The sequence below is a fragment of the Isoptericola chiayiensis genome (genome assembly GCF_013149805.1).
In the GTDB taxonomy this organism is placed as follows: Bacteria; Actinomycetota; Actinomycetes; order Actinomycetales; family Cellulomonadaceae; genus Isoptericola; species Isoptericola chiayiensis.
Genome location: NZ_JABEZT010000006.1, coordinates 1 through 21,095, shown reverse-complemented (window position 1 = coordinate 21,095; position 21,095 = coordinate 1). Strand labels below are relative to the sequence as shown.

The following is a 21,095-nucleotide window of genomic DNA, read 5'->3' as shown; positions in this document are numbered from 1 at the left end:
ACGGGTGGTGCTACTCGCCGCCCTCGTTGAGGGTGACGTCGATCGGGGCGAAGTCCTCGCCCATGACGTCGACGCCCTCGTCGGTGAGCTCGGCGAGCGCCTGCTCGACGTACTCGTTGGTGTAGGCGGTCTCCGGCGGCTCGCTGGTGATGATGGTCGCGCCGGTCTCGTTCTGGGTGTTCATGGCGATGTCGACGGTCTGCTGCCACTGGTCGGCGTTGATGGTGCCGATGCCGGACGTGGACGGCCAGATGAGCTTGTTCGTCTCGTTGGTCTGCCACAGCTGGTGGCTGGTGCCGAGCGTGGACCCGGCGGCGGTGACGATGTCGGCCGCCTCCTGGGCGTTGTCGCGGGCGTAGGCCCAGCCCTGCAGGGACGCCTTGATGAAGTCCACGGTGGTCTCGGCGTAGGCCTCGTCGTCGGCCAGACGGGTCGCGTCGGCCCAGACGGCGTCCTGCAGCATGGCGGTGCCGACCTCGTTCCAGTCGATGACCGTGAGGTCCTCGGGCTGGTAGAGCTCACCGGTGTCGGGGTTGACCGTCTCGAGCACCTGGGCGTACTCGTTGTACGTCATCGCCTGGGCGGCGTCGATGTCCCCGGCGAGGAACCCGTTCATGTCGAACGCCTGCTGGACCAGGGTGATGTCCTCGCTGGTGTCGAGCCCGGCCTGCTGCATGCCGGCGAACAGCTCCCACTCGTTGCCGTAGCCCCACGAGCCGACGTTCTTGCCCGCGAGGTCCTCGGGGCCCTCGATGCCGGAGTCGGCCATGGCGACCTGCAGGGTCCCCGAGCGTTCGAACACCTGGGCGACGTTGGTGACCTCGGCACCCTGCTCGATGGAGCCGAGCACCTTGGGCACCCAGGAGATCGCGTAGTCGGCGTCGCCCGCGGCGAGCACGTCGATGGGGACGGTGTCGGTGCCGGCCTCCTGGATCGTGACGTCCAGGCCGGCGTCCTCGTAGAAGCCCTGGTCGAGGGCGGCGTAGTAGCCGGCGAACTGGGCCTGGGCGACCCACTGCAGCTGGAGCGTGACGGGGGTCAGCTCCTCGCCGTCGCCCGACGTGGTGGGTTCGTCCTCCCCGGCGCACGCGGTCAGGGCGAGGGCTGCCGCGGCTGCCAAGGCCCCGGTCCGGACGACGGGCCGTGCGGTGTGCTTCATGGTGCGTTCCTCTCGGGTGCTGAGACGTGCTGGTCGGTGCTGCTCGGTCCAACAGGGGTCGGCGTGCGGCTCACCGGCCGGAGCGGCGGTGCAGGACCGCCCGCTCCAGCCCGGAGCTGCCGCAGAAGAACAGGAGCCCGACGACGACGGCTCCCACGACGTAGGCCCAGGCCAGCGGGTAGTTGCTGGACGACACGGCCGAGGTGATCGCTTTGCCCAGCCCGTCCACCGGCCCGCCGAAGTACTCGGCGACCAGGGCGGAGATCACGGCCAGCGACGTGGCGACGCGCAGGCCGCTGAAGAAGAACGGCAGCGCGCCGGGCAGGGTGACGGTGAGCGTGGCCTGGCGGCGGGTGGCGGCGTAGGCGCGCAGCAGGTCGCGGTGCACGGGGGCCACGGTGCGCAGGCCGCGCAGGGTGTTGACGTACACCGGCACGAAGGACACGATCGCGGCGATCGCGACGCGCGCGGTCTGGACGTTCGCGCCGAACATCGTGTACAGCACCGGGGCGAGGGCGACGATCGGCACGACGGCGGCCGCCGCGGCCAGGGGCGCCGACATCTCGTCGAGGGTGCGCACCGCGGCGGAGACGGCGGCCGCGACCAGCGCGCCGACCACGCCGATCACCAGGCCCCACCAGGCGTTGAGCGCCGTGGAGAGCGCCGCGGTGGCGATGATGCCGACGTTGCCGGTCAGCTCGGCGCCGATGGCCGACGGGCTGGGCACCACGAACGGGCGCAGCTCAAGGACGACGACGGCGGCCTCCCACGCCGCGAGGGCGAGCAGCCCGAGCAGGACCGGGGCGAGGACGACCTCGACGCGGCGCCAGGTGGTCGTCGCTGATCGGGTCATCGCCGGTCCACCCCCCGCGGGGTGGTGCCGTCGGTGCCGTGCAACGCCTCGCGCACGGCCCGCACCCGGTCGAAGAAGGCGTCGTCCTCGCGCACGTCGTCGCTGCGGTCGCGGGCCGCGCCGAGCCCGACGGGCACGACCTCGCGCACCTGCCCGGGCCGGGCGGACATCACGACGACGCGGTCGGAGAGGTAGACGGCCTCGGGGATGGAGTGGGTGACGAAGACGACGGCGGCACCCGTCTCGGCGCGCAGGCGCAGCAGCTCGGTCTGGACGTGCTCGCGGGTCATCTCGTCCAGCGCGCCGAAGGGTTCGTCCATGAGCAGCAGGCTGGGCCGTTCGGCCAGCGCCCGGGCGATGGCGACGCGCTGCTGCATGCCGCCGGAGAGCTGGTGCGGCAGGTGCTGGGCGAAGTCGGCGAGCCCCACCATCTCCAGCAGCTCGGTGGCTCGCGCACGCCGGGCGGCCCGCCCGGCGCCGTGCAGCTCCAGGGGGAGCTCGACGTTGGTGCGCACGCTGCGCCACGGCAGCAGCCCGGCCTGCTGGAAGGCGATGCCGAAGTCGTGGTTCTGGCGGGCCACCCGCGGCGGCCGGCCGAACACGGCCAGCTCACCGGCGGTGGGCTCGTCGAGGTCGGCGATGAGGCGCAACAGGGTGGACTTGCCGCAGCCGGAGGGGCCGATGAGGGAGACGAACTCTCCGGCCCGGACGGTCAGGTCGACGTCGGAGAGGGCGACGACCTCGCCGGAGCGGGACGAGAACCGCCGGGTGACGCCGCGGACCTCGACGGCGGGCGCGGCATGCGCCTCGGTGCCGGTGGCGGCCGGCGCGTCGGCCGGACCGGCGGACGGTGCGGTCGGGCGGGTGGGCGCGGGGGTGTTCATGAGACCTCCGAGACGCGGTAGCGGGCCAGCGCCCGGGCGATCAGGACACAGACGCCGGCGGCGACGAGGCCGACGAGGACGGCGCCGAAGATCGGCGACCACTGCTTGGCGGGGTCGGCGCTGGCGCTGGCGCCGAACTCGACGATCATCCGGCCGATGCCGCCTCGCAGACCGATGGAGACCTCCGCGACGACGGTGCCGATGACGGCGTTGGCGGCGGCCAGGCGCAGCGCGGGGATCAGGTGCGGCACGGTGGCGGGCAGGCGCAGGCTGCGGTAGGTGCGCCACCACCCGACGCCGTAGGAACGCATAAGGTCCAGGTGCACGGCGTCCGGGGAGGACAGCCCGCGCAGGGCACCGATCGACACGGGGAAGAACGCCAGGTAGGCGGCGATGACCGCGACCGACATCCAGTCCTGCCAGTCGAACGCCCCGATCTCGAGCTGGCTGCCCCAGCGGCGCACCAGCGGGGCGAGGGCGATGAGCGGCACCGTCTGGGACAGCACGACCCACGGCAGCAGGGCCGACTCGGCGGTGCGGAACCGCTGCATGACGGTGGCGGTGGCCAGCCCGACGACGACGCCGACCACCCAGCCGACCGCCGCCACGCCGAGCGTGAAGGCCGCGGCGACCAGGACCGCCACCCACAGCGGGAGCGCGTCGGTCGCCGAGTTCACCGGTTCCAGGGCGCGGGCCGCCATGTCCCACAGGTGCGGCATGGCGAGGTCGGTCGTGCGCGGCAGCACGGTCAGCTCGCCGACCACCACGCCGTCGTCGGGCGCGAGCAGCTTGTAGCCCTCCCACGCGAGCCCCAGCGCGACGACGCCGGCGACACCCAGCAGCACCTGACGTCTCATGCGCTGGCCACCACCGGCTCGCGCATGGCCGGGATGACGCGCTCGCCGTAGGTGCGCAGCGTGTCGTCCTTGTTGTCGTGCTGCAGGTAGAGGGCGAACTGGTCGACGCCGAGCTCGCGCAGCGCCTGCAGCTTCTCGACGTGCTCGTGCGGCGAGCCGAGCAGGCAGAACCGTTCGACGATCTCGTCCGGGACGAACGCCGTGTGCGAGTTCCCGGCCCGGCCGTGCTCGTTGTAGTCGTAGCCCTCGCGGTCGCGGACGTAGTCGGTCAGCGCCTGCGGGATCGCCGAGTCCGTGCCGTAGCGCGCCACGATGTCGGCCACGTGGTTGCCGACCATGCCGCCGAACCAGCGGCACTGCTCGCGCATGTGCGCCCGGGCGGCGGGCGCGGAGCCGTCCCCGGTGTAGGCGGGGGCGGCGACGCAGAACGTGATCGCGTCCGGGTCCCGCCCGGCGGCCTCGGCGGAGTCGCGGACGGCCTTGATCATCCAGGCCGCGATGTCGGGGTCGGCGAGCTGCAGGATGAACCCGTCGCCCACCTCGCCCGTGAGCGCGAGCGCCTTGGGCCCGTACGCGGCGATCCACACGTCCAGCGCGGACCCCTTGCTCCACGGGAACTGGACCGTCCGCTCCCCCACCGTGGCCGGACGGGAGTTGCCGAGCTCGCGGATGACCTCGACGGCGTCGCGCAGGGTGGCCAGGTTCGACGGCCGGCCGTTGAGGGTGCGCACCGCCGAGTCGCCGCGTCCGATGCCGCACACGGTGCGGTTGCCGTACATGTCGTTGAGCGTGGCGAACAGCGAGGCCAGCACCGTCCAGTCGCGGGTGGCCGGGTTGGTGACCATCGGCCCGACGGTGATCCTGCGCGTGGCGGCGAGCATCGCCGAGTAGATGACGAACGGCTCCTGCCACAGCAGGTGGGAGTCGAACGTCCAGGCGTAGTCGAAGCCGTGGTTCTCGGCCTGGCGCGCGAGGTCGACGACGCGCGAGGCGGGCGGGTCGGTCTGCAGGACGACACCGAAGTCCATGGGAAGCTCCTTCCGGCTCGTGCTCAGACGAGGTACTGGGTCAGGTCGCGCTTGACGTACTTGCCGTGCCCGAGGCGGCCGACGAACTCGTCGTCGGCGACGAGGACCTCGCCGCGCGAGATCACCGTGTCGACGTGGCCGTCGATCTCGAAGCCCTCCCAGGGCGAGTAGTCGAGGTTCATGTGGTGGGTCCTGTCCACGCCGATGGAGGTGTGGCCGGCCGGGTCGTAGACGACGACGTCGGCGTCGGCGCCCGGGGCGAGCACGCCCTTGCGGCCGTACATGCCGAACATCCGCGCCGGGGTGACCGAGGTGATCTCGACCCAGCGCTCGAGCGAGATCTGGCCGGTGACGACGCCCTGGTACATCAGGTCCATGCGGTGCTCGACCGAGCCGATGCCGTTGGGGATCTTGGAGAAGTCGCCGCGGCCGAGCTCCTTCTGGTCGGCCATGCAGAACGGGCAGTGGTCGGTGGAGACGAGCTGCAGGTCGTTGGTGCGCAGCGCCTGCCACATGTGGTCCTGGTGACCCTCGTGCTTCGAGCGCAGCGGGGTGGAGCACACCCACTTGGCGCCCTCGAAGTCGCCCCACTGCTCGCTGACGGCGCCGAGCTGCTCCTCCAGGGAGAGGTAGAGGTACTGCGGGCAGGTCTCGCCGAACACGTTCTGCCCCTTGTCGCGGGCCAGGGCGATCTGCTCGACGGCCTGCTTGGCCGAGACGTGCACGACGTACAGCGGGGCGCCGGTGAGGTCGGCGAGCATGATGGCCCGGCTCGTGGCCTCGGCCTCGGCCTGCCACGGGCGCGTGGTGCCGTGGAAGTACGGCGAGGTGTTCCCGGCGGCGAGCGCCTGCTGGACGAGGACGTCGATGACGGCGCCGTTCTCAGCGTGCATCATCATCATGGCGCCGTTGTCGGCGGCCTTCTGCATGGCCCGCAGGATCTGGCCGTCGTCGGACAGGAACACGCCCTTGTAGGCCATGAACAGCTTGAAGCTGGTCACGCCCTCGTCGATGAGCTCGTCCATGGCCGCCAGCGAGGAGTCCTGCACGTCGGACAGGATCTGGTGGAACCCGTAGTCGACGGCGCAGTTCCCGGCTGCCTTGTCGTGCCACTGCGCGTACTGGTCGAGGACGTTCTGGTCCGGGTACTGGACCACGAAGTCGACGATGGTGGTCGTGCCGCCCCAGGCCGCCGCCGTCGTGCCCGTGGCGAAGGTGTCGGCGGCGAACGTGCCGCCGAACGGCATCTCCATGTGGGTGTGGGCGTCGATGCCGCCGGGCACGACGTACTTGCCGGTGGCGTCGACCACCCGGTCGACGGAGGCGGCGAGGTCCACGCCGAACAGGGTCGAGCCGGGTTCGAGCAGCGCGACGATCTGCTCGCCGTCGATGAGCACGTCGGCCCGCGAGCGGCCGCTGGCGTTGACGACGGTGCCGCCGGTGATGAGGGTCTTCATGGGGTGGACCTCCTGTCCTGGGCGCGTGCGGGGGTGCTCACGGGGCGACGATCGGCCCGTAGGCGTCGGGACGGCGGTCGCGGAAGAACTGCCAGCGCTGGCGGACCTCGCGGATCTGTCCGAGGTCGAGGTCGCGGATCACGAGCTCGTCCTCGCTCGAGCTCGCGACCTCGCCGACGTAGTTGCCGTCGGGCCCGACGGCGTACGAGCTGCCGTAGAACGACACCGCCTCGTCGCCGTACTCGTTGTCCTCGAGCCCGACGCGGTTGTTCGCGACGATGAAGTAGCCGTTGGCGGCCGCCGCCGCGGGCTGCTCGATCTCCCACAGCCGGTTGGAGACGCCGGGGGCGGTGGCGTTGGGGTTGAAGACGATCTCGGCGCCGTTGAGGGCCAGCACGCGCCAGCCCTCGGGGAAGTGGCGGTCGTAGCAGATGTTGACGCCGATCTTGCCGACCGCCGTCTCGAAGACGGGGTAGCCGAGGTTGCCGGGGCGGAAGTAGAACTTCTCCCAGAACTTCGGCAGGTGCGGGATGTGGTGCTTGCGGTACTTGCCGAGGTAGGTGCCGTCGGCGTCGATGACGGCCGCGGTGTTGTACAGCACGCCCGGTTGCTCCTCCTCGTAGACCGGGAGGACCATGACGACGCCGAGCTCGGCGGCCAGCGCGGCGAACCGGTCCACGGTCGGGCCGGGCACGGACTCGGCGTAGTCGTAGTAGGCGGTGTCCTGGGTGATGCCGAAGTAGGGGCCGTAGAACAGCTCCTGGAAGGCGACGACCTGGGCGCCCTGGTCGGCGGCCTCGCGGGCCCAGCGCTCGTGCAGCGCGATCATCGACTCCTTGTCGCCGGCCCAGCGGGCCTGGGTGAATGCGACGCGAACCACGCTCATGGAGGACCTCCCACGGTCTGTCGGACGAGAATGAATGTGACTGTGGGGCTTGAACATTTCTGTGGCGTGACCGATCGTTTTCCGTACCGCGACGGCTGCCGCCGACGCTGTAAACACTCCGAGTCGGACGATTCGGTCAGGGCAGGATGGGCGGATGCCGCAGCCTCAGCAGCCCGAGCAGGGCCTCGACACGGCGGCCCTGGCCGCCCAGGTCACCGACCCGAGCCCCCGGGGCATCGCCGCCACGCTGGCGCGCGTCGTGCGCTCCGGCGAGCTGCGCCCCGGCGACCGCCTGCCGACCGTGCGGGACCTCGCGGCCGCCCTCGGCGTCAGCCCGGCCACCGTCAGCGGCGCCTTCCAGGCCCTGTCCGCCGTCGGGCTCGTGACCTCACGGGGCCGCGGCGGCACCGTCGTCCTGCCCGAGCCGCGCGGCTGGCTGCCGCCGCGCTACCGGTCGATGGCCGACGGCGGTCACGCCCCGGCGCGGGGCACGGCCCCGCTCCCCCGCCTCGACCTCTCCGGCGGCACGCCCGACCCCGAGCTGCTCCCCCGGCTGGGTCCGGCGCTGCGCCGGGCCGCCGAGTCCAACCCCGCCGCGGACACGGGCAGCTACCTCGACACCCCGCTCCTGCCCGAGCTCGAGGCGCTGTTCCGCGAGACGTGGCCGTTCCTGCCCCAGCGGATGACCGTCGTCGACGGCGCGCTGGACGCGATCGAACGGACGCTGGAGCAGGTGGCCGGGTTCGGGGACCGCGTCGCCGTCGAGGACCCGGGCTTCCCGCCCGTGCTCGACGTGCTCGACCAGCTGGGGCTGGAACGCGTCCCCCTCGCGCTCGACCAGCACGGGGTGCGGCCCGCCTCGCTGGCGGCCGCCCTCGAACGCGGGGTGCGCGCCGTCGTGCTGCAGCCCCGCGCCCAGAACCCCACCGGACGCAGCCTGACCTCGACCCGTGCCCGCGAGCTCGCGCGCCTGCTGCGCGCCGAGGGCCCCGACGTCGTCGTGGTCGAGGACGACCACTCGGGCCTCATCGCCTCGGCGCGCGACGTCAGCCTCGGGTCCTACCTGCCCGACCGCGTCGTGCACGTGCGGTCCTTCTCCAAGTCCCACGGCCCCGACCTGCGCATCGCGGCCGTGGGCGGACCGGCCACCGTGCTGGACCCGCTCGTCGCGCGGCGCATGCTCGGGCCCGGGTGGACCAGCCGGCTGCTGCAGCGAGTGCTGGCCGACCTGCTCACCGACTCCGACGCGATCGCCGCCGTCGAGCACGCCCGGCGCCTGTACTTCGCCCGGCAGCGCGGGTTCGTCGCCGCGCTGGAGCGGCGCGGCGTCCTGGCGCGCGCCGGTGACGGCGTCAACCTGTGGCTGGCGGTCCCCGACGAGGACACCGCGCTGGTCCGGCTCGAGGCCGCGGGGATCCGGGCGGCGCCGGGTGCGCCGTTCCGGGCAGGGCGCGAGGCGCGCGGCGAGGGCTCGGCGCACCTGCGGCTCACCGTCGGGATGCTCCGCGAGGACTTCGACGCCGTCGCCGAGGCCGTCGCGGTGGCGACGCGGCCCTGACCGGACCCGGCCGCTCAGCCGACCGTGAGGTCGAACGCGTGCCACCCCGTCGCGCCGTCCGGCGCGGGCGGCGCCTCGTCCGCGGTCTGCACCTGGCCGTCGGCGTCCGTCGCGCGCACCGCCACCGTGTGGTCGCCCGCGGTGGCGTCCCACGCGTAGCGCCACTGCCGCCAGGTGTCCGGCCCGACGGTCTCGGCGAGCTCGGCGGACTGCCACTCGCCGTCGTCGATGCGCACCTCGACGCCCGAGATGCCGGTGTGCTGCGCCCAGGCGACGCCGGCGACGACGACGGTGCCGGGCTCGAGCGGGGTGCCCGGCCGCGGGACGTCGATGCGGGAGTGCACCTTGACCGGGCCGAGGGCCGACCAGCCGCGCGGGGTCCAGTAACCCTCGTCGTCGGCGAACCGGGTGACCTTGAGCTCGGTGACCCACTTGGTGGCCGAGACGTACCCGTACAGCCCGGGCACCACCAAACGGGCGGGGAACCCGTGCTCCTCCGGCAACGGCTCGCCGTTCATGCCGATCGCGAGCAGCGCGTCCCGGTCCGGGTCGGTCAGCACCTCCAGGGGCGTCCCGGCGGTCCAGCCGTCCACCGAGGAGGACAGCACCATGTCGGCGTCGGCCTGCGGGCCGGCGCGCGCCAGCAGCTCGCGGATCGGGTAGCCGAGCCACAGGGCGTTGTCGATGAGGTCGCCGCCGACCTCGTTGGACACGCAGCACAGGGTCACGTGGTGCTCCGTCATCGGCAGCTCGAGGAGCTCGTCCCAGGAGATCTCGAACGGCTCGTCCACCAGCCCGGTGACGCGCAGCGACCAGGACCCGGGGTCCACCTGCGGCACGCGCAACGCGGTGTCGATCCGGTAGAAGTCCTCGTTGGCCGTCACGTAGGGGTGGACGCCGTCGACGCCGAGGTCGGCGCCGGCGGGGACGGCGGGGGCCGGGGTGGCGGGGGCCGGGAGGTTGATGGCCTCGCGCACCACCTGCACGGCGCGGCTGCCGGCCGCCAGCGTGCGGGAGGCGGCCAGGGCGAGCACGCCGCCGACGGCGGTCGCCCCCGTCCAGACCAGGAAGGTGCGCCGGGTGGCGCCCCGGTCCGACGGCGGTTCCTCGGGTGCCGCACCGGCGCCGGCCACGGCAGGCACCGGCGTGGCGGGCGGCGGCGCAGGGACCGGCACGCGGGCCACGAGCAGCCGCAGCAGCACCACCGCGACGCCGACCCCGATCACCGCGGGCAGCGCCCACAGCGGCGTCGCCTCGGGGCGGGTCGCCGCGACGACGGCCATCACGAGGCCGACGCCGCCGAGCAGCAGCCGGCCTGCCGGGGGGCGCCGCAGCTCCAGCCACCCCGACAGCGCGGCACCGGCGGCGAGCACCACACCCATGGTGGACAGCAGCACGAGCTTGTCCGCGGTGCCGAACCACTCGACGGCGAAGTCCTTCAGCCACGGCGGGACGCTGTCGACGACGACACCGCCCAGCGCGAGCACCGGGGAGGACGTCGGGTCCACCCACGCGGCGACGAGCTCGGCCAGCGCCAGTCCGGCGCCGGCGGCCACGACGCCGGCGAGCGCCGCCCACCAGCCGGTTCCTCGGGTCTGCATGCTCTCCACCCTGCCACCGCGGGCGGCCGACGCCGCGCCCGATCCGCCGTCGGACGGCGACCGTCACCACCCTGTAATCCCCGGTGGCCGGCACGGCTCCCCCACCACCTCACCGCTGTGGGCATGAGATCTGCAGCTCGGCGGCGCCCGCGACCCGCAGATTCTCTACCCACAGCGGTGCGGGCGGTACTAGGGTGGAGGTCCTCGCGGACCACGGGCACCGGTGAATCGCCCGTCGGTGCGGCCCCTGACTTGGGCCGCAGGTCCGGTCGGTGCGAGATGACGCACCCGCCCACGACGCCACCCCTGCCCTCCAGGAGTCCCACCCGTGCCCCGAGCGCGCCTCACCGCCCTGACCCTCGCGACCCTCACCGTCGTCTCCCTCGCCGCCTGCTCCGCCGACACCGCACCGGCCGGGACGGAGCCGTCCACCACCGAGGACGTCGCGGCCGACGGCGCCGCCACCCAATACCCGCTCACCGTCGACAACTGCGGGACCGAGGTGACCTTCGAGTCCGCACCCGAACGTGTCGTGACCATCAAGTCCTCCACCGCCGAGACGCTGCTGGCGCTCGGCCTGGGCGACCGGATCGTCGGGTCCGCGTTCCTCGACGGCCCCGCGCCCGCGTGGCTGGCCGACGCCGCCGACGGCACCGCCGTGGCCGACCCGTTCAGCGACGAGGTGCCCGGCACCGAGGCGGTCCTCGAGCTCGACCCGGACCTCGTCTACGCCGGCTGGGAGTCGAACGTCGCCGCCGACGGCGCCGGGGACCGCGAGACGCTCGCCTCGCTCGACGTGAACAGCTACGTGGCGCCCGCCGCCTGCAAGGCCCCGGAGTACATGCCGAACCCGCTGACCTTCGACGAGGTGTTCGCCGAGATCACCGAGGTCGGCGAGATCTTCGACGCGCAGGACGCGGCCGCCGAGCTGGTCGCCGAGCAGCAGGCCGTGCTCGACGGCGTCACCCCGGACGAGCGCGACCTGACGGCCCTGTGGTACTCCTCGGGCTCCGACATCCCGTACGTCGGCGCCGGCATCGGCGCGCCCCAGATGATCCTCGACGCCGTCGGGCTGGACAACGTCGCCGGCGACGTCGAGGACACCTGGACCTCGATGGCGTGGGAGGAGATCGTCGCCGCCGACCCGGACGTCATCGTGCTCGTGGACGCCACGTGGAACTCGGCCGACGACAAGATCGACCGGCTCGAGTCCAACGCCGCGACGTCCGAGCTGAGCGCCGTGCAGGCCGGGCGCTACCTGACCGTGCCGTTCCCGGCCACCGAGGCCGGCGTGCGCAACGCCGACGCCGCCGCCGACCTCGCCGACCAGCTCGCGGAGCTCGACCTCGATGAGTGAGACCCGCGCCGCCACCCGGCCCCGGACCGCGCCCGCTCCGGCGACGCTGTCGCGGGGCCGGCTCGCGGCGTGGCTGGGCGGCACGACGGCGGTGCTGCTGACCTCCGTGGTGGTCGCGGTGACGATCGGGCCGGCCGGGCTGACGCCGTCGGACGTCGGGCAGGTGGTGGCGACGCGGCTCGGCCTGGGCGACTGGCTCGGGCTGGCGACGCCCGACCGGCTGGACGACGGCATCGTGTGGCAGCTGCGCCTGCCGCGGGTGCTGACCGCCGCCGCGGTCGGGGCCGGGCTGGCGGTGTGCGGCGTGGTCATGCAGTCCCTGACCCGCAACCCGCTGGCCGACCCGTACCTGCTCGGGCTCAGCTCCGGGGCGTCGCTGGGTGCGGCGTGCGTGCTGGTCCTCGGCTGGCTGGCCGTGCTTCCGGTGGCGGCGTTCGTCGGGGCGGCGGCGGCGCTGGCGGCGACGCTGGCGCTGGCGTCCGCGGCGGGCCGCGGTGCCGGCGGGCTGACCCCCGCACGCACCGTGCTGGCGGGACTGGCGGTCTCCCAGCTCGCGGCCGCGGCGACGAGCTTCGTCATCTTCTGGTCGGCCACCGGCGACCAGTACCGCGAGATCCTCGCGTGGCTGCTGGGCTCCGTGGCGGGCGCCGACTGGGTGTCCGTCGCCGTGGCGGGCGGGGCGGTGCTGCTGCTCGGCACGCTGCTCGCCTCGACCGGGTCCGTGCTCGACGCGTTCACGTTCGGCGACACCTCTGCGGCCGCGCTCGGTGTCCCCGTGGCGCGGGTGCGCTGGCTGCTGCTGCTCGGCGTCGCGCTGCTCACCGGGGCGCTGGTCTCCCAGTCCGGGGCCATCGGGTTCGTGGGGCTGATCCTGCCGCACACCGTGCGGTTCCTCGTGGGCTCGCGCCACCGCGCGCTGCTGCCGCTGTCGATGCTGTGCGGGGCCACGTTCCTGGTGTGGGCCGACACGCTGGCCCGGACCGTCTTCGCCCCGCGCGAGCTGCCCGTCGGGATCGTCACCGCCGCGATCGGGGCACCCGTGTTCGCGCTGCTGCTGTGGAAGGGACGGGCCCGGGCATGACGCAGACGTTCGACGCACGGACCGCCGGGCTCGCTCCGACGTCCTCCGGCGGCCACGGCCCGGCGGGCGCGGCCGGCCTGGCGGCCGAGCGGGTGCGCTGGTCCGTGGGCGGCCGGCTGATCCTCGACGACGTCGACGTCACCGCCCCGCCCGGCGCCGTCACCGGGCTGCTCGGCCCGAACGGCACCGGCAAGTCGACGCTGCTGCGGCTCGTCGCGGGCGTGGAGCGGCCCGACGGCGGACGGGTCGCCTTGATCGGCAGCCCGGACGACGACGGATCCCCCGGGGGCGCCACAGCATCGCGGGCCGCTGCGGACGGCGAGGACGTGCTGGCGATGCCGCGCCGTCGTCGGGCCCGGACCCTGGCGTTCGTGGAGCAGGACGCCGCCACCGAGCTGCCCGTGACGGTGCTCGACGCCGTCCTGCTGGGCCGGACCCCGCACCGCTCCCTGCTGGCCGGCCCCACCGAGGACGACCACGAGCTCGCTCGGGCCGCCCTCGACCGCACCGGCGCGGCGGACCTGGCCGCCCGGGAGATCGGCACGCTCTCCGGCGGCGAGCGCCAACGCGTGCACATGGCGCGTGCGCTGGCCCAGCAGCCGCGGGTGCTGCTGCTCGACGAACCGACCAACCATCTGGACGTGGCCGCCCAGCTCGCGACGATGCGGCTCGTGCGCGATCTGGCCGGCGACGGCGTGACCGTGCTGGCGGCGCTGCACGACCTGTCCCTGGCGGCCGCAACGTGCGACCACGCCGTCGTCCTGGCTCCCGGGCACGCCGGGCACGTGGTGGCGGCCGGGCCGGTCGCCGAGGTGCTGGTGCCGGAGGTGATCGATCCCGTCTACGGGGTCCGCACCACCGTGCTGCGCCACCCCCGAACCGGGCGGCCGGTGCTGACCTTCGACGAGGTGTGAGCGTCACAGGCTCTCGAGGAGGTCGACGACGAACCAGGACCCGTCGGGCGCGCGGTGGGGACGATGGCGATCGCGAGGGCTGAGCGGCGAGCGCGGGGCATCAGCCGCACGCTGGAGACATGAAGGCTCCGGCCGCGGCCACCACCGTCGCGCAGAAGGTCAACCCGTGGGCGCTGCGGGTGAGCCACCGCGTGCCGCCCTGGGCGACGCTGCACCACGTCGGACGGCGCAGCGGACGGGCGTACGACACCCCCGTCGTGGCGTTCGCCGCTCGCGAGCCCCGCGTCATCGGCGAACCCGTCACGGTCGCGGACGCCCGCGACATCATCGTGCTGCACCCGCTGCCGTGGGGTCCGGGCACCGACTGGTGCCGCAACGTGCTCGCCGCAGGCCACTACACGCTGACGCGACGCGGGCAGGACTTCGCCGTGGTCGACCCGTGGGTGCTCGACGGCGAGACCGCGCGCGGTGTGCTCGGCGACGGTCCCCGGGTGGCGTCGCGACTCCTGGGCATCGACGAGTTCCTCGCCGGACGGCTGCGACCAGCCCGGTCAGCGCCCGCCTGAGCCGGCCTCCGCGCTGCGCGCCACCTGCCACGCCCACGCCACCAGCGGGACCTGCAACGGCAGGCGCCCCCAGGCCACGCGCGGGTCGCGCGACCAGTGCCGCGCCCCCGCGTGGGAGTCGAGCGCCATCTTGACGTTGCCCGGGAACACCCCGACGAACAGCCCCGCCGTGGCGTAGCCGCCGGCGCGCCGGGTGGCCGGGACGGCGACCGCCGCCGCGCACGCCAGCTCGGCCACGCCGCTGCCGACGACCCAGGCGCGCGGGGAGCCCAGTGCCCGCGGGATCAGCCCCTCGAAGACGCGCGGGCGGACCAGGTGGAGGGTGCCGGTCACCGTCAGGGCCGCCGCGAGCGCGGCGGCGGAGGCGGTCGCGGTGCGGTGGGAGCGTCGTCGCATCACCCGAGGCTATCCGGTGCCCGCGCAGCGACAACGGGCTGCGGACCGGGGCAGGATGGACCCATGACCGCACAGCTCTGGATCACCGGTGACGACGCCACCGACCGACTGCTCAGCGAGGACCCGTTCGCGCTGCTGGTCGGGATGCTGCTGGACCAGAGCAGTGCGTAGCACGGAGAACAGCACACGAAACCTACGGTTCGCCGCAAACACAGGTCAGGTAGCGTTGCACTCCACAGGGCGTCCGACGGCATAACCGCACGGCCCCAACCGCATCCGGCACCGGGCATCCGTGGATGAACCATTCATCTACTAAGAACTAAACCCAAGGCAGAACGAGAGGGATCAAAGTGGATCGAATCGTAAAATCGCTCACTGATGCGTTCGCGGCAGATCAAGGAATATCAAGCCTGGAAGAATCCACCCAATTTGAAGCCTTCGTAGCCACGGCAACGCTGAGCTCCGTTTTCGACGACGAGTTCAACCCGCTTGATTTCGTGATTGGCGCGGGCGGGGATCTCGGCATCGACGTCGCCGCGATTATGGTCAACGGCGACCTGCTCTTAGACGCAGCAGACGTCGACTTAGCAGTCCGCGCGTCACGTCAACTTGATGTGAAGTTCATCCTTGTGCAAGCAAAGCGGCCCGAGTCATTTCAGGCCGCAGTTTTCACCGAAGTCGCAGATAACCTGCGTCACCTTTTCAAGGATGACCGGCTTCGATATCCTGCAAACCCGGACATTGTAAACCTCAAAGAAGCCATCAAATCAGTCTACTCGGACATCTCAAAATTTGGTGGCGGCCTACCATCAATAGAATTCCGATATGTGACCACGGGCACACCGGGCGACGCGCTCCTGGAGGAGAAGCGGCAGGCGGCTGCAGCAGTTCTAGACGCGACCAACTATTTCAGCGCGGCTACCGTCGAAGCTGTTGGAGCGCGACAACTTCGTGACCAGTATCAGGCCGCGACGGCGGCAGTATCGGCATCTTTCACAATGGACAAAAGGCTGACTCTGCCGAGGATGCCCGGGGTTACTCAGGCTTTCATCGGGGTCATGTCCGCGAGTAACCTCGTTGAGCTCCTAACAGATGCCTCGGGCGGAATTCGTAAAGCACTCTTCTTCGACAACGTGCGGGACTTCCAGGACTTCAACTCGGTCAATCTCGAAATCCTGGCCTCCTTGCACGATCCCGTCCGTCGCAACCAATTCTCGGTGCTCAACAACGGCATCACCATAGTTACGCGCGAACTCACTCTTGCGGGGGATGACCTCTCGCTGAAAGACTTCCAGATTGTGAACGGCTGCCAGACCTGCCACGTCCTGTTCCACGCAAAGGAACAATTGACCGATGACGTCAATGTCAGCGTCCGCATCATTCAATCACACGATGAGGACGTGATTGCCGGAATTACAGCGGCAACAAATCGACAGACGGCGGTGACGGACGACGACCTTGCGGCCAGAGAGCACTTCCATAAAGACCTCGAAGCGCTCTTCACCACCTTCCCCTCGGGAGAAGAGCTCTATTACGAGCGCAGATCCAAGCAGTACGCTGAGCACGACATTGAGCGGACTCGAATCGTTACGCGATCTCAGCTTATTCGAACCTTTGCTTCAATGTTCCTGGATGAGCCGGCGAGGGCAGGAAGATACGTCCGGGAACTCAAGGAGGCAAGGGCCCCCCAGTTATTCAATCCCGAACAGAATCCGCTTGCATACTATACCAGCGCAGCGGCGTACTACAGGATTGAGTGGTTGCTTCGCAACAAGCGAATCGATAGATCATATTCCCCTGCGCGCTATCAACTTCTTGCAGCGATTAAATTGCGCGTGCTGGGAGACGGGCCGCTGCCAAAGGGAAATCGGAAGTCAAAAGTAGAGTGTGACAAGATTCTAAAAGTAATCTGGGATGTTCAGGCCGCTGAAGAATTGGTGCGGGGACTTCTCCCGATAATCGATGCGGTCGTCGCGGAGGAAACACCCGGGCAGCCGCTAACCCGTGACACCGTTCGCACACGCTCGTTTACAGACAAACTGAAGGCCAAGGTACTGGCGCTTCCGCCACTCCCAGAACGAGAGGAGTAGGAGCACATGACAGACAGGCTCTGGTTGACAGGCGATCCTGACTCCGACCAACTTCTCACCGATGACTTCTTCGCACTCGCGCTTGCGATGCTGCTCGACCAGCAGTACCCGATGGAGCACGCGTTCGCCGGGCCGCGCAAGATCGTCGACCGGTTCGGCACGCTCGACCCGGCACGCATCGCCGACGCGGACCCCGACGAGTTCGTCGAGATGGCGACCACTCCCCCGGCGATCCACCGGTACGGCCGCTCGATGGCCGGCCGGGTGCAGGCGGTGGCACGCGCCGTCGTCGACGACTACGACGGCGACGTGGCCCGGATCTGGACGGATCCCGGTGCCTCGGGCGAGGCGCCGACGGGTGCCGAGGTGGTCGAGCGGCTCAACGCGCTGCCGGGGTTCGGCACGCAGAAGGCGCAGATCTTCCTGGCACTGCTCGGCAAGCAGCGGGGCGTGGAACCGGCCGGGTGGCGCGAGGCGGCCGGGCACTACGGCGACGACGGCTCGCGCCGGTCGATCGCGGACGTGACCAGCGCCGGGACCCTGCAGGAGGTCCGGGCGTTCAAGAAGGCACAGAAGGCAGCGGCGAAGGAAGCGAAGGCGAAGGCATGAGCACCACGGAGACGACGCCGGAACGTCCGGAGCACTCCCGCGGCGGCACCTACACGGTGCCGGGTCAGGAGTTCGTGCGGGACTCGAACTACATCCCCACGCGCATCACCCGCGACGGCGCCGACGGCTACCCCGTGGAGGCCGGCCGCTACCGGCTGGTGGCGGCGCGGGCCTGCCCGTGGGCGAACCGGTCGATCATCGTGCGGCGGCTGCTCGGGCTGGAGGACGCCCTCAGCATCGGGATGCCGGGCCCCACCCACGACGAGCGGAGCTGGACGTTCGACCTGGACCCGGGTGGCCGCGACCCGGTGCTGGGGATCGAACGCCTGCAGGAGGCGTTCTTCGCCCGGTTCCCCGACTACCCGCGCGGCATCACGGTGCCGGCGATCGTCGACACCCGTGACGGCGCCGTGGTCACCAACGACTACCCGCAGATCACCCTGGACCTGTCGACCGAGTGGACCGAGCACCACCGCGAGGGCGCGCCCGCGCTGCTGCCGTCCGACCCGGACGTGCGCGCCGAGATGGACTCGGTCATGCGGCGCGTGTACACCGAGGTCAACAACGGGGTGTACCGGTGCGGGTTCGCGGGCTCGCAGGACGCCTACGAAGCCGCCTACCTGCGGCTCTTCCGGGCGCTGGACTGGCTGGAGGAGCGACTGGCCGACCGGCGGTTCCTCATGGGTGACGCGATCACCGAGGCGGACGTGCGGCTGTTCACCACGCTGGTGCGGTTCGACGCCGTCTACCACGGGCACTTCAAGTGCAACCGCAACAAGCTCACCGAGATGCCGGTCCTGTGGGCCTACGCCCGCGACCTGTTCCAGCTGCCCGGGTTCGGCGACACCGTGGACTTCGAGCAGATCAAGGAGCATTACTACGTGGTGCACACCGACATCAACCCCACAGGGATCATCCCGTGCGGGCCGGACCTGTCGGGCTGGCTGACGCCGCACGGGCGGGAGTCCCTCGGCGGGGACCCCTGGGGCGGGGGCACCGCGCCGGGTCCGGTCCGCGACGGCGAGCAGGTCACGGCCGGGCACAACCCCCTCGTGCCGCTGTGAGGCCGGACGCCTGATGCTCGAGCTCGCCACCGGCACCGGACTCGCCCTGGCCGCGGGCCTCAACGCCTGGATCCCGCTCCTGGCGCTCGGGCTGCTGTCCCGGTACACCGACCTGATCACCCTGCCCGGTGCCTGGGCCTGGCTCGAGAACGGCTGGGTGCTGATCGTGCTCGGCGTGCTGCTGGTCCTGGAGATGGTCGGCGACAAGGTCCCGGTGGTGGACTCGATTAACGACGTCGTCCAGACGGTGGTGCGCCCCGGTGCCGGCGGGATCGCGTTCGGTGCCGGTGCGACGTCGGAGACCGCGCGGGTCGAGAACCCCGCAGCGTTCGTCGACTCCGGTGCCTGGGTGCCCGTCGTGGCGGGCATCGCCCTGGCCCTGGTGGTGCACCTGACCAAGGCGGCCCTGCGCGCCGGGGCCAACGCCGCCACGGGCGGGCTCGCCGCACCCGTGCTGTCCACCGCCGAGGACGGCACGTCGGTCGGCCTGTCGCTGGTGGCGATCCTGCTGCCGCTGCTCGTCATCCCGGTCGCGATCGGGCTGGCGGTCGTCGTGTGGCGGGTGGTGCGGGCCCGACGACGGCGGCACACGGCAGCGCAGGACGGTACCGCCGGTGGTGGGCCCGGCGGTCCCGGGCCGGCGCTGCCACCGTCGGTACCGCCGTCGTCCCGCGAATGACGCGTCGCGCCCGTTAGGCTCGGCGGCATGGACGCACTGCTCCCCCTCGGTCCCGCCCCGCGCCCCGACTCAGACCAGGACCTGGCCGCACGCCTGCGCGCGGCGTTCGTCGCCCTTGGGGGCGAGCAGGTGCAGGGCCTCGACGGCGCGAAGATCCTCCCGGTGCTCGACGGGACGGACATCGCGTCCCTCGACGTCGACCTGACCGGGGTGGCCGTCGGGATGCCGGCGGGCAAGGAAGCGCCGCACCTGCACTGGCACCCGCAGATCATCGACCGCGAGGCCGGCACCGTGCGCACCCTGCGCATCGAGGCGCATCCCCTGGCCGCCGTCGACCTTCCCGTGGACGTGACCGCCGAGGTCTCCGACGTCCGCTTCTCCTGGGTCACCGCCGACGACGACATGGTCGGCGTCGAGCTCATCGAACCCACCGACGACGCGCCCGTCTCGGGGCACGCCCGCGTGGCCGTCTCCCGCGAAGGCCTCGCAGGGACGGTGCAGGGCCTGCTCGCCGTGGCGCTGCACGGCAACGGCATCCAGCTCACCGACTTCGACCTGCGCATCGACCAGACCGGACCGCGCGACGCACGGCTCGAGATCGACGCGTCGATCAAGAAGGGCATGTTCCTGTCCGCGAAGATCACCGCGACCGCGTCGGCGTCCGTCGACGAGCACATGGTCCTCACCGTCGGCGACGTCCAGCTGCACAGCGGCAACCCGATCGTGGGCGCGATGCTCGGGGCGATGCGGGGCCGCGTGGAAGAGGTCGCCGGACGGCGCGTCGACCTGACCGACGCGCTGCCGCCGGGCGTGCGGCTCGACGACGTCGCGCTGGAGGTCGGCGAGCAGGTCGTGCTCACGGCCCGGCTCGCCTGAGACGCCCTCTCTTCGCTCCCCTCGGCCGCCGCCGAGGTAGGCAACCTCCCGGCGAGGTAGGCAACCTCCCGGCGAGGTAGGCAAACCTCCCGCGGGGTAGGCGACCTCCCGGCGAGGTAGGCAAACCTCCCGCGGGGTAGGCGACCTCCCGGCGAGGTAGCACAGCGTTGTCCACAGGGTGGGACGTGCAGTTTCGCCGGAAGTGTCCCGGTCGCTAAGGTCGGGACTCGATCTGGCCGCTGATGCCCTGGAGACGCGATGACGCGCACGACCCGGCACCACCTGACCTCGACCGCGACCCTGCTCACCTCCGTACTGCTCGTCGCTGGCTGCACCGACGACGACGCCGAACCGGAAGCCACCTCGAGCGAGCTACCGTTGCCCGCCTCGGTCACCGCCTCGCCGTCCGACGAGCCGTCCCCGACACCATCGCCGTCACCGAGCGGACCGGAGAAGCCCGAACGGCCCGCCGCCATGGACAAGAAAGACGGCGACGGGGCGGCTGCGGCCGTCAAGTACATCCTCGCGCTGGAGCAGCCGATGATGGTCACCGGCGACACGGCGGAGTGGGAGAAGCGGTCGCATCGATCATGCGACTATTGCGCTTCACGCCTCGACCAGGCCAAGACCATCGCACGACGCGGCGACACTTTCAGCGGCGGCGGCTTTGAGGTCACGGTCGAAACTGTCTATCAACGAGACGCCGTCACAGCGATCTGGCCAGTTGACGTAAAGGTAGCCGAACACGAAACGACGATCCGGGACAGCTCTGGCGAGGTCGTCTTTGACTCCGAGGGCAGTCGAGCTGAACGACGAGTCGAAGTTGCTCTGAAGGATGGCGAATGGGTCCTCGTCGAGATGGCGGAGATACCCGAGTGAATCCGACGACTCGTACGACGACATTTACGACGCTCGCAACGGCCACCCTGGCAATTGTCACGGTGCTGCTGGGCCAAACCTCGCAGGCGGCTGAGGGCGGTGCCGACTACGAGCTGGGCGTGGACGACAGCAAGGAACCGAGCGTCACGGTCGGCGCGACGCTCGAGGAGCAGCAGGATCTGCTCGACGGCGGCGGCAGCGGGGACGGCGAGTCGGACGTGCGCTACTACCGCGCCACGGTGCACTACTGCCTGCTCGACGACCTGGACTCCACCGTCCTGCGCGAAGCCTGCACCGACGG

General features: G+C 71.5%; 21 protein-coding genes and 1 pseudogene. 13 read left to right on the top strand and 9 right to left on the bottom strand.

Annotation, left to right across the window (positions count from 1 at the left end; genetic code table 11):
- Positions 1-10: 10 nt before the first annotated feature.
- The 7 genes from HDG68_RS11655 to HDG68_RS11625 all read right to left on the bottom strand — a co-directional run bounded on the left by HDG68_RS11655 (position 11) and on the right by HDG68_RS11625 (position 7,124).
- Positions 11-1,159: an ABC transporter substrate-binding protein gene (locus tag HDG68_RS11655; RefSeq protein ID WP_172152289.1), complete on the bottom strand. Its 1,149-nt coding sequence runs from the start codon at positions 1,157-1,159 to the stop codon at positions 11-13.
- A gap of 70 nt (positions 1,160-1,229) precedes the next feature.
- Entirely contained in the window at positions 1,230-2,012 is a 783-nt protein-coding gene (locus HDG68_RS11650) for an ABC transporter permease (RefSeq protein ID WP_172152287.1), read from the bottom strand.
- On the bottom strand, positions 2,009-2,896 hold the full coding sequence (locus tag HDG68_RS11645) for an ABC transporter ATP-binding protein (protein WP_172152285.1): 888 nt from the start codon (positions 2,894-2,896) through the stop codon (positions 2,009-2,011). Before HDG68_RS11645 ends, HDG68_RS11650 begins: the two co-directional genes overlap by 4 nt.
- Positions 2,893-3,753: an ABC transporter permease gene (locus HDG68_RS11640; protein ID WP_172152283.1), complete on the bottom strand. Its 861-nt coding sequence runs from the start codon at positions 3,751-3,753 to the stop codon at positions 2,893-2,895. Before HDG68_RS11640 ends, HDG68_RS11645 begins: the two co-directional genes overlap by 4 nt.
- Positions 3,750-4,781: a TIGR03842 family LLM class F420-dependent oxidoreductase gene (locus tag HDG68_RS11635; protein ID WP_172152281.1), complete on the bottom strand. Its 1,032-nt coding sequence runs from the start codon at positions 4,779-4,781 to the stop codon at positions 3,750-3,752. The genes HDG68_RS11640 and HDG68_RS11635 overlap by 4 nt, the downstream gene beginning before the upstream one ends.
- Positions 4,782-4,804: 23 nt before the next feature.
- Positions 4,805-6,238, bottom strand: a complete 1,434-nt coding sequence (gene hydA / locus HDG68_RS11630) for a dihydropyrimidinase (RefSeq protein WP_172152279.1) — start codon at positions 6,236-6,238, stop codon at positions 4,805-4,807.
- Between the two features lie 37 nt (positions 6,239-6,275).
- Positions 6,276-7,124, bottom strand: coding sequence for a nitrilase-related carbon-nitrogen hydrolase (locus tag HDG68_RS11625; protein WP_172152277.1), 849 nt, complete (start codon positions 7,122-7,124; stop codon positions 6,276-6,278).
- Positions 7,125-7,278: 154 nt separating this feature from the next.
- Here HDG68_RS11625 and HDG68_RS11620 point away from each other — a divergent pair, with 154 nt between their 5' ends.
- On the top strand, positions 7,279-8,682 hold the full coding sequence (locus HDG68_RS11620; RefSeq protein ID WP_172152275.1) for an aminotransferase class I/II-fold pyridoxal phosphate-dependent enzyme: 1,404 nt from the start codon (positions 7,279-7,281) through the stop codon (positions 8,680-8,682).
- 14 nt (positions 8,683-8,696) lie between these two features.
- On the opposite strand, the gene HDG68_RS11615 is transcribed toward HDG68_RS11620, so the two are convergent.
- Positions 8,697-10,283, bottom strand: coding sequence for a molybdopterin-dependent oxidoreductase (locus HDG68_RS11615; RefSeq protein ID WP_172152273.1), 1,587 nt, complete (start codon positions 10,281-10,283; stop codon positions 8,697-8,699).
- Between the two features lie 328 nt (positions 10,284-10,611).
- On the opposite strand from HDG68_RS11615, the gene HDG68_RS11610 reads away from it, so the two are divergent.
- The 4 genes from HDG68_RS11610 (at position 10,612) to HDG68_RS11595 (ending at position 14,201) form a co-directional block, all read left to right on the top strand.
- Entirely contained in the window at positions 10,612-11,640 is a 1,029-nt protein-coding gene (locus HDG68_RS11610; RefSeq protein WP_172152271.1) for a putative F420-0 ABC transporter substrate-binding protein, read from the top strand.
- Positions 11,633-12,721: a putative F420-0 ABC transporter permease subunit gene (locus HDG68_RS11605; RefSeq protein ID WP_172152269.1), complete on the top strand. Its 1,089-nt coding sequence runs from the start codon at positions 11,633-11,635 to the stop codon at positions 12,719-12,721. The genes HDG68_RS11610 and HDG68_RS11605 overlap by 8 nt, the downstream gene beginning before the upstream one ends.
- Positions 12,718-13,635 carry an ABC transporter ATP-binding protein gene (locus tag HDG68_RS11600; RefSeq protein ID WP_172152267.1) on the top strand — a complete coding sequence of 306 codons (918 nt, stop codon included), beginning with the start codon at positions 12,718-12,720 and terminating at the stop codon, positions 13,633-13,635. Before HDG68_RS11605 ends, HDG68_RS11600 begins: the two co-directional genes overlap by 4 nt.
- 119 nt (positions 13,636-13,754) lie before the next feature.
- Positions 13,755-14,201 (top strand): PNPOx family protein, encoded by a 447-nt coding sequence (locus HDG68_RS11595; RefSeq protein ID WP_172152265.1) that lies wholly within the window; start codon positions 13,755-13,757, stop codon positions 14,199-14,201.
- On the opposite strand, the gene HDG68_RS11590 is transcribed toward HDG68_RS11595, so the two are convergent.
- Positions 14,187-14,597 (bottom strand): DoxX family protein, encoded by a 411-nt coding sequence (locus HDG68_RS11590; protein WP_172152263.1) that lies wholly within the window; start codon positions 14,595-14,597, stop codon positions 14,187-14,189. The genes HDG68_RS11595 and HDG68_RS11590 overlap by 15 nt on opposite strands.
- Positions 14,598-14,660: 63 nt before the next feature.
- Here HDG68_RS11590 and HDG68_RS11585 point away from each other — a divergent pair.
- The 8 genes and pseudogenes from HDG68_RS11585 to HDG68_RS11550 all read left to right on the top strand — a co-directional run.
- A pseudogene (locus HDG68_RS11585) lies at positions 14,661-14,756 on the top strand (HhH-GPD-type base excision DNA repair protein); the annotation flags it as partial.
- Between the two features lie 191 nt (positions 14,757-14,947).
- Positions 14,948-16,687 carry an AIPR family protein gene (locus tag HDG68_RS17570; RefSeq protein WP_172152261.1) on the top strand — a complete coding sequence of 580 codons (1,740 nt, stop codon included), beginning with the start codon at positions 14,948-14,950 and terminating at the stop codon, positions 16,685-16,687.
- Between the two features lie 6 nt (positions 16,688-16,693).
- Positions 16,694-17,296 (top strand): HhH-GPD-type base excision DNA repair protein, encoded by a 603-nt coding sequence (locus HDG68_RS11575; RefSeq protein ID WP_172152259.1) that lies wholly within the window; start codon positions 16,694-16,696, stop codon positions 17,294-17,296.
- Positions 17,293-18,360, top strand: coding sequence for a glutathione S-transferase family protein (locus tag HDG68_RS11570; RefSeq protein WP_172152257.1), 1,068 nt, complete (start codon positions 17,293-17,295; stop codon positions 18,358-18,360). Before HDG68_RS11575 ends, HDG68_RS11570 begins: the two co-directional genes overlap by 4 nt.
- Before the next feature lie 13 nt (positions 18,361-18,373).
- Positions 18,374-19,039 carry a DUF4126 domain-containing protein gene (locus HDG68_RS11565; protein WP_172152255.1) on the top strand — a complete coding sequence of 222 codons (666 nt, stop codon included), beginning with the start codon at positions 18,374-18,376 and terminating at the stop codon, positions 19,037-19,039.
- A gap of 27 nt (positions 19,040-19,066) precedes the next feature.
- Positions 19,067-19,915 carry a hypothetical protein gene (locus HDG68_RS11560; RefSeq protein WP_172152253.1) on the top strand — a complete coding sequence of 283 codons (849 nt, stop codon included), beginning with the start codon at positions 19,067-19,069 and terminating at the stop codon, positions 19,913-19,915.
- A 258-nt stretch (positions 19,916-20,173) separates the two neighbouring features.
- Positions 20,174-20,794, top strand: a complete 621-nt coding sequence (locus tag HDG68_RS11555) for a DUF6318 family protein (RefSeq protein ID WP_172152251.1) — start codon at positions 20,174-20,176, stop codon at positions 20,792-20,794.
- Positions 20,791-21,095 (top strand): hypothetical protein (locus HDG68_RS11550; RefSeq protein ID WP_172152249.1); only part of this gene is annotated, 305 nt, incomplete at its 3' end. The genes HDG68_RS11555 and HDG68_RS11550, both read left to right, overlap by 4 nt.

Excerpts from the sequence above, each read along its gene's own strand:
- HDG68_RS11655 (WP_172152289.1), bottom strand. The coding sequence starts at position 1,159 with ATGAAGCACACCGCACGGCCCGTCGTCCGGACCGGGGCCTTGGCAGCC.
- HDG68_RS11650 (WP_172152287.1), bottom strand. The coding sequence starts at position 2,012 with ATGACCCGATCAGCGACGACCACCTGGCGCCGCGTCGAGGTCGTCCTC.
- HDG68_RS11645 (WP_172152285.1), bottom strand. The coding sequence starts at position 2,896 with ATGAACACCCCCGCGCCCACCCGCCCGACCGCACCGTCCGCCGGTCCG.
- HDG68_RS11640 (WP_172152283.1), bottom strand. The coding sequence starts at position 3,753 with ATGAGACGTCAGGTGCTGCTGGGTGTCGCCGGCGTCGTCGCGCTGGGG.
- HDG68_RS11635 (WP_172152281.1), bottom strand. The coding sequence starts at position 4,781 with ATGGACTTCGGTGTCGTCCTGCAGACCGACCCGCCCGCCTCGCGCGTC.
- hydA (WP_172152279.1), bottom strand. The coding sequence starts at position 6,238 with ATGAAGACCCTCATCACCGGCGGCACCGTCGTCAACGCCAGCGGCCGC.
- HDG68_RS11625 (WP_172152277.1), bottom strand. The coding sequence starts at position 7,124 with ATGAGCGTGGTTCGCGTCGCATTCACCCAGGCCCGCTGGGCCGGCGAC.
- HDG68_RS11620 (WP_172152275.1), top strand. The coding sequence starts at position 7,279 with ATGCCGCAGCCTCAGCAGCCCGAGCAGGGCCTCGACACGGCGGCCCTG.
- HDG68_RS11615 (WP_172152273.1), bottom strand. The coding sequence starts at position 10,283 with ATGCAGACCCGAGGAACCGGCTGGTGGGCGGCGCTCGCCGGCGTCGTG.
- HDG68_RS11605 (WP_172152269.1), top strand. The coding sequence starts at position 11,633 with ATGAGTGAGACCCGCGCCGCCACCCGGCCCCGGACCGCGCCCGCTCCG.
- HDG68_RS11600 (WP_172152267.1), top strand. The coding sequence starts at position 12,718 with ATGACGCAGACGTTCGACGCACGGACCGCCGGGCTCGCTCCGACGTCC.
- HDG68_RS11595 (WP_172152265.1), top strand. The coding sequence starts at position 13,755 with ATGAAGGCTCCGGCCGCGGCCACCACCGTCGCGCAGAAGGTCAACCCG.
- HDG68_RS11590 (WP_172152263.1), bottom strand. The coding sequence starts at position 14,597 with ATGCGACGACGCTCCCACCGCACCGCGACCGCCTCCGCCGCCGCGCTC.
- HDG68_RS11575 (WP_172152259.1), top strand. The coding sequence starts at position 16,694 with ATGACAGACAGGCTCTGGTTGACAGGCGATCCTGACTCCGACCAACTT.
- HDG68_RS11570 (WP_172152257.1), top strand. The coding sequence starts at position 17,293 with ATGAGCACCACGGAGACGACGCCGGAACGTCCGGAGCACTCCCGCGGC.
- HDG68_RS11565 (WP_172152255.1), top strand. The coding sequence starts at position 18,374 with ATGCTCGAGCTCGCCACCGGCACCGGACTCGCCCTGGCCGCGGGCCTC.
- HDG68_RS11560 (WP_172152253.1), top strand. The coding sequence starts at position 19,067 with ATGGACGCACTGCTCCCCCTCGGTCCCGCCCCGCGCCCCGACTCAGAC.
- HDG68_RS11555 (WP_172152251.1), top strand. The coding sequence starts at position 20,174 with ATGACGCGCACGACCCGGCACCACCTGACCTCGACCGCGACCCTGCTC.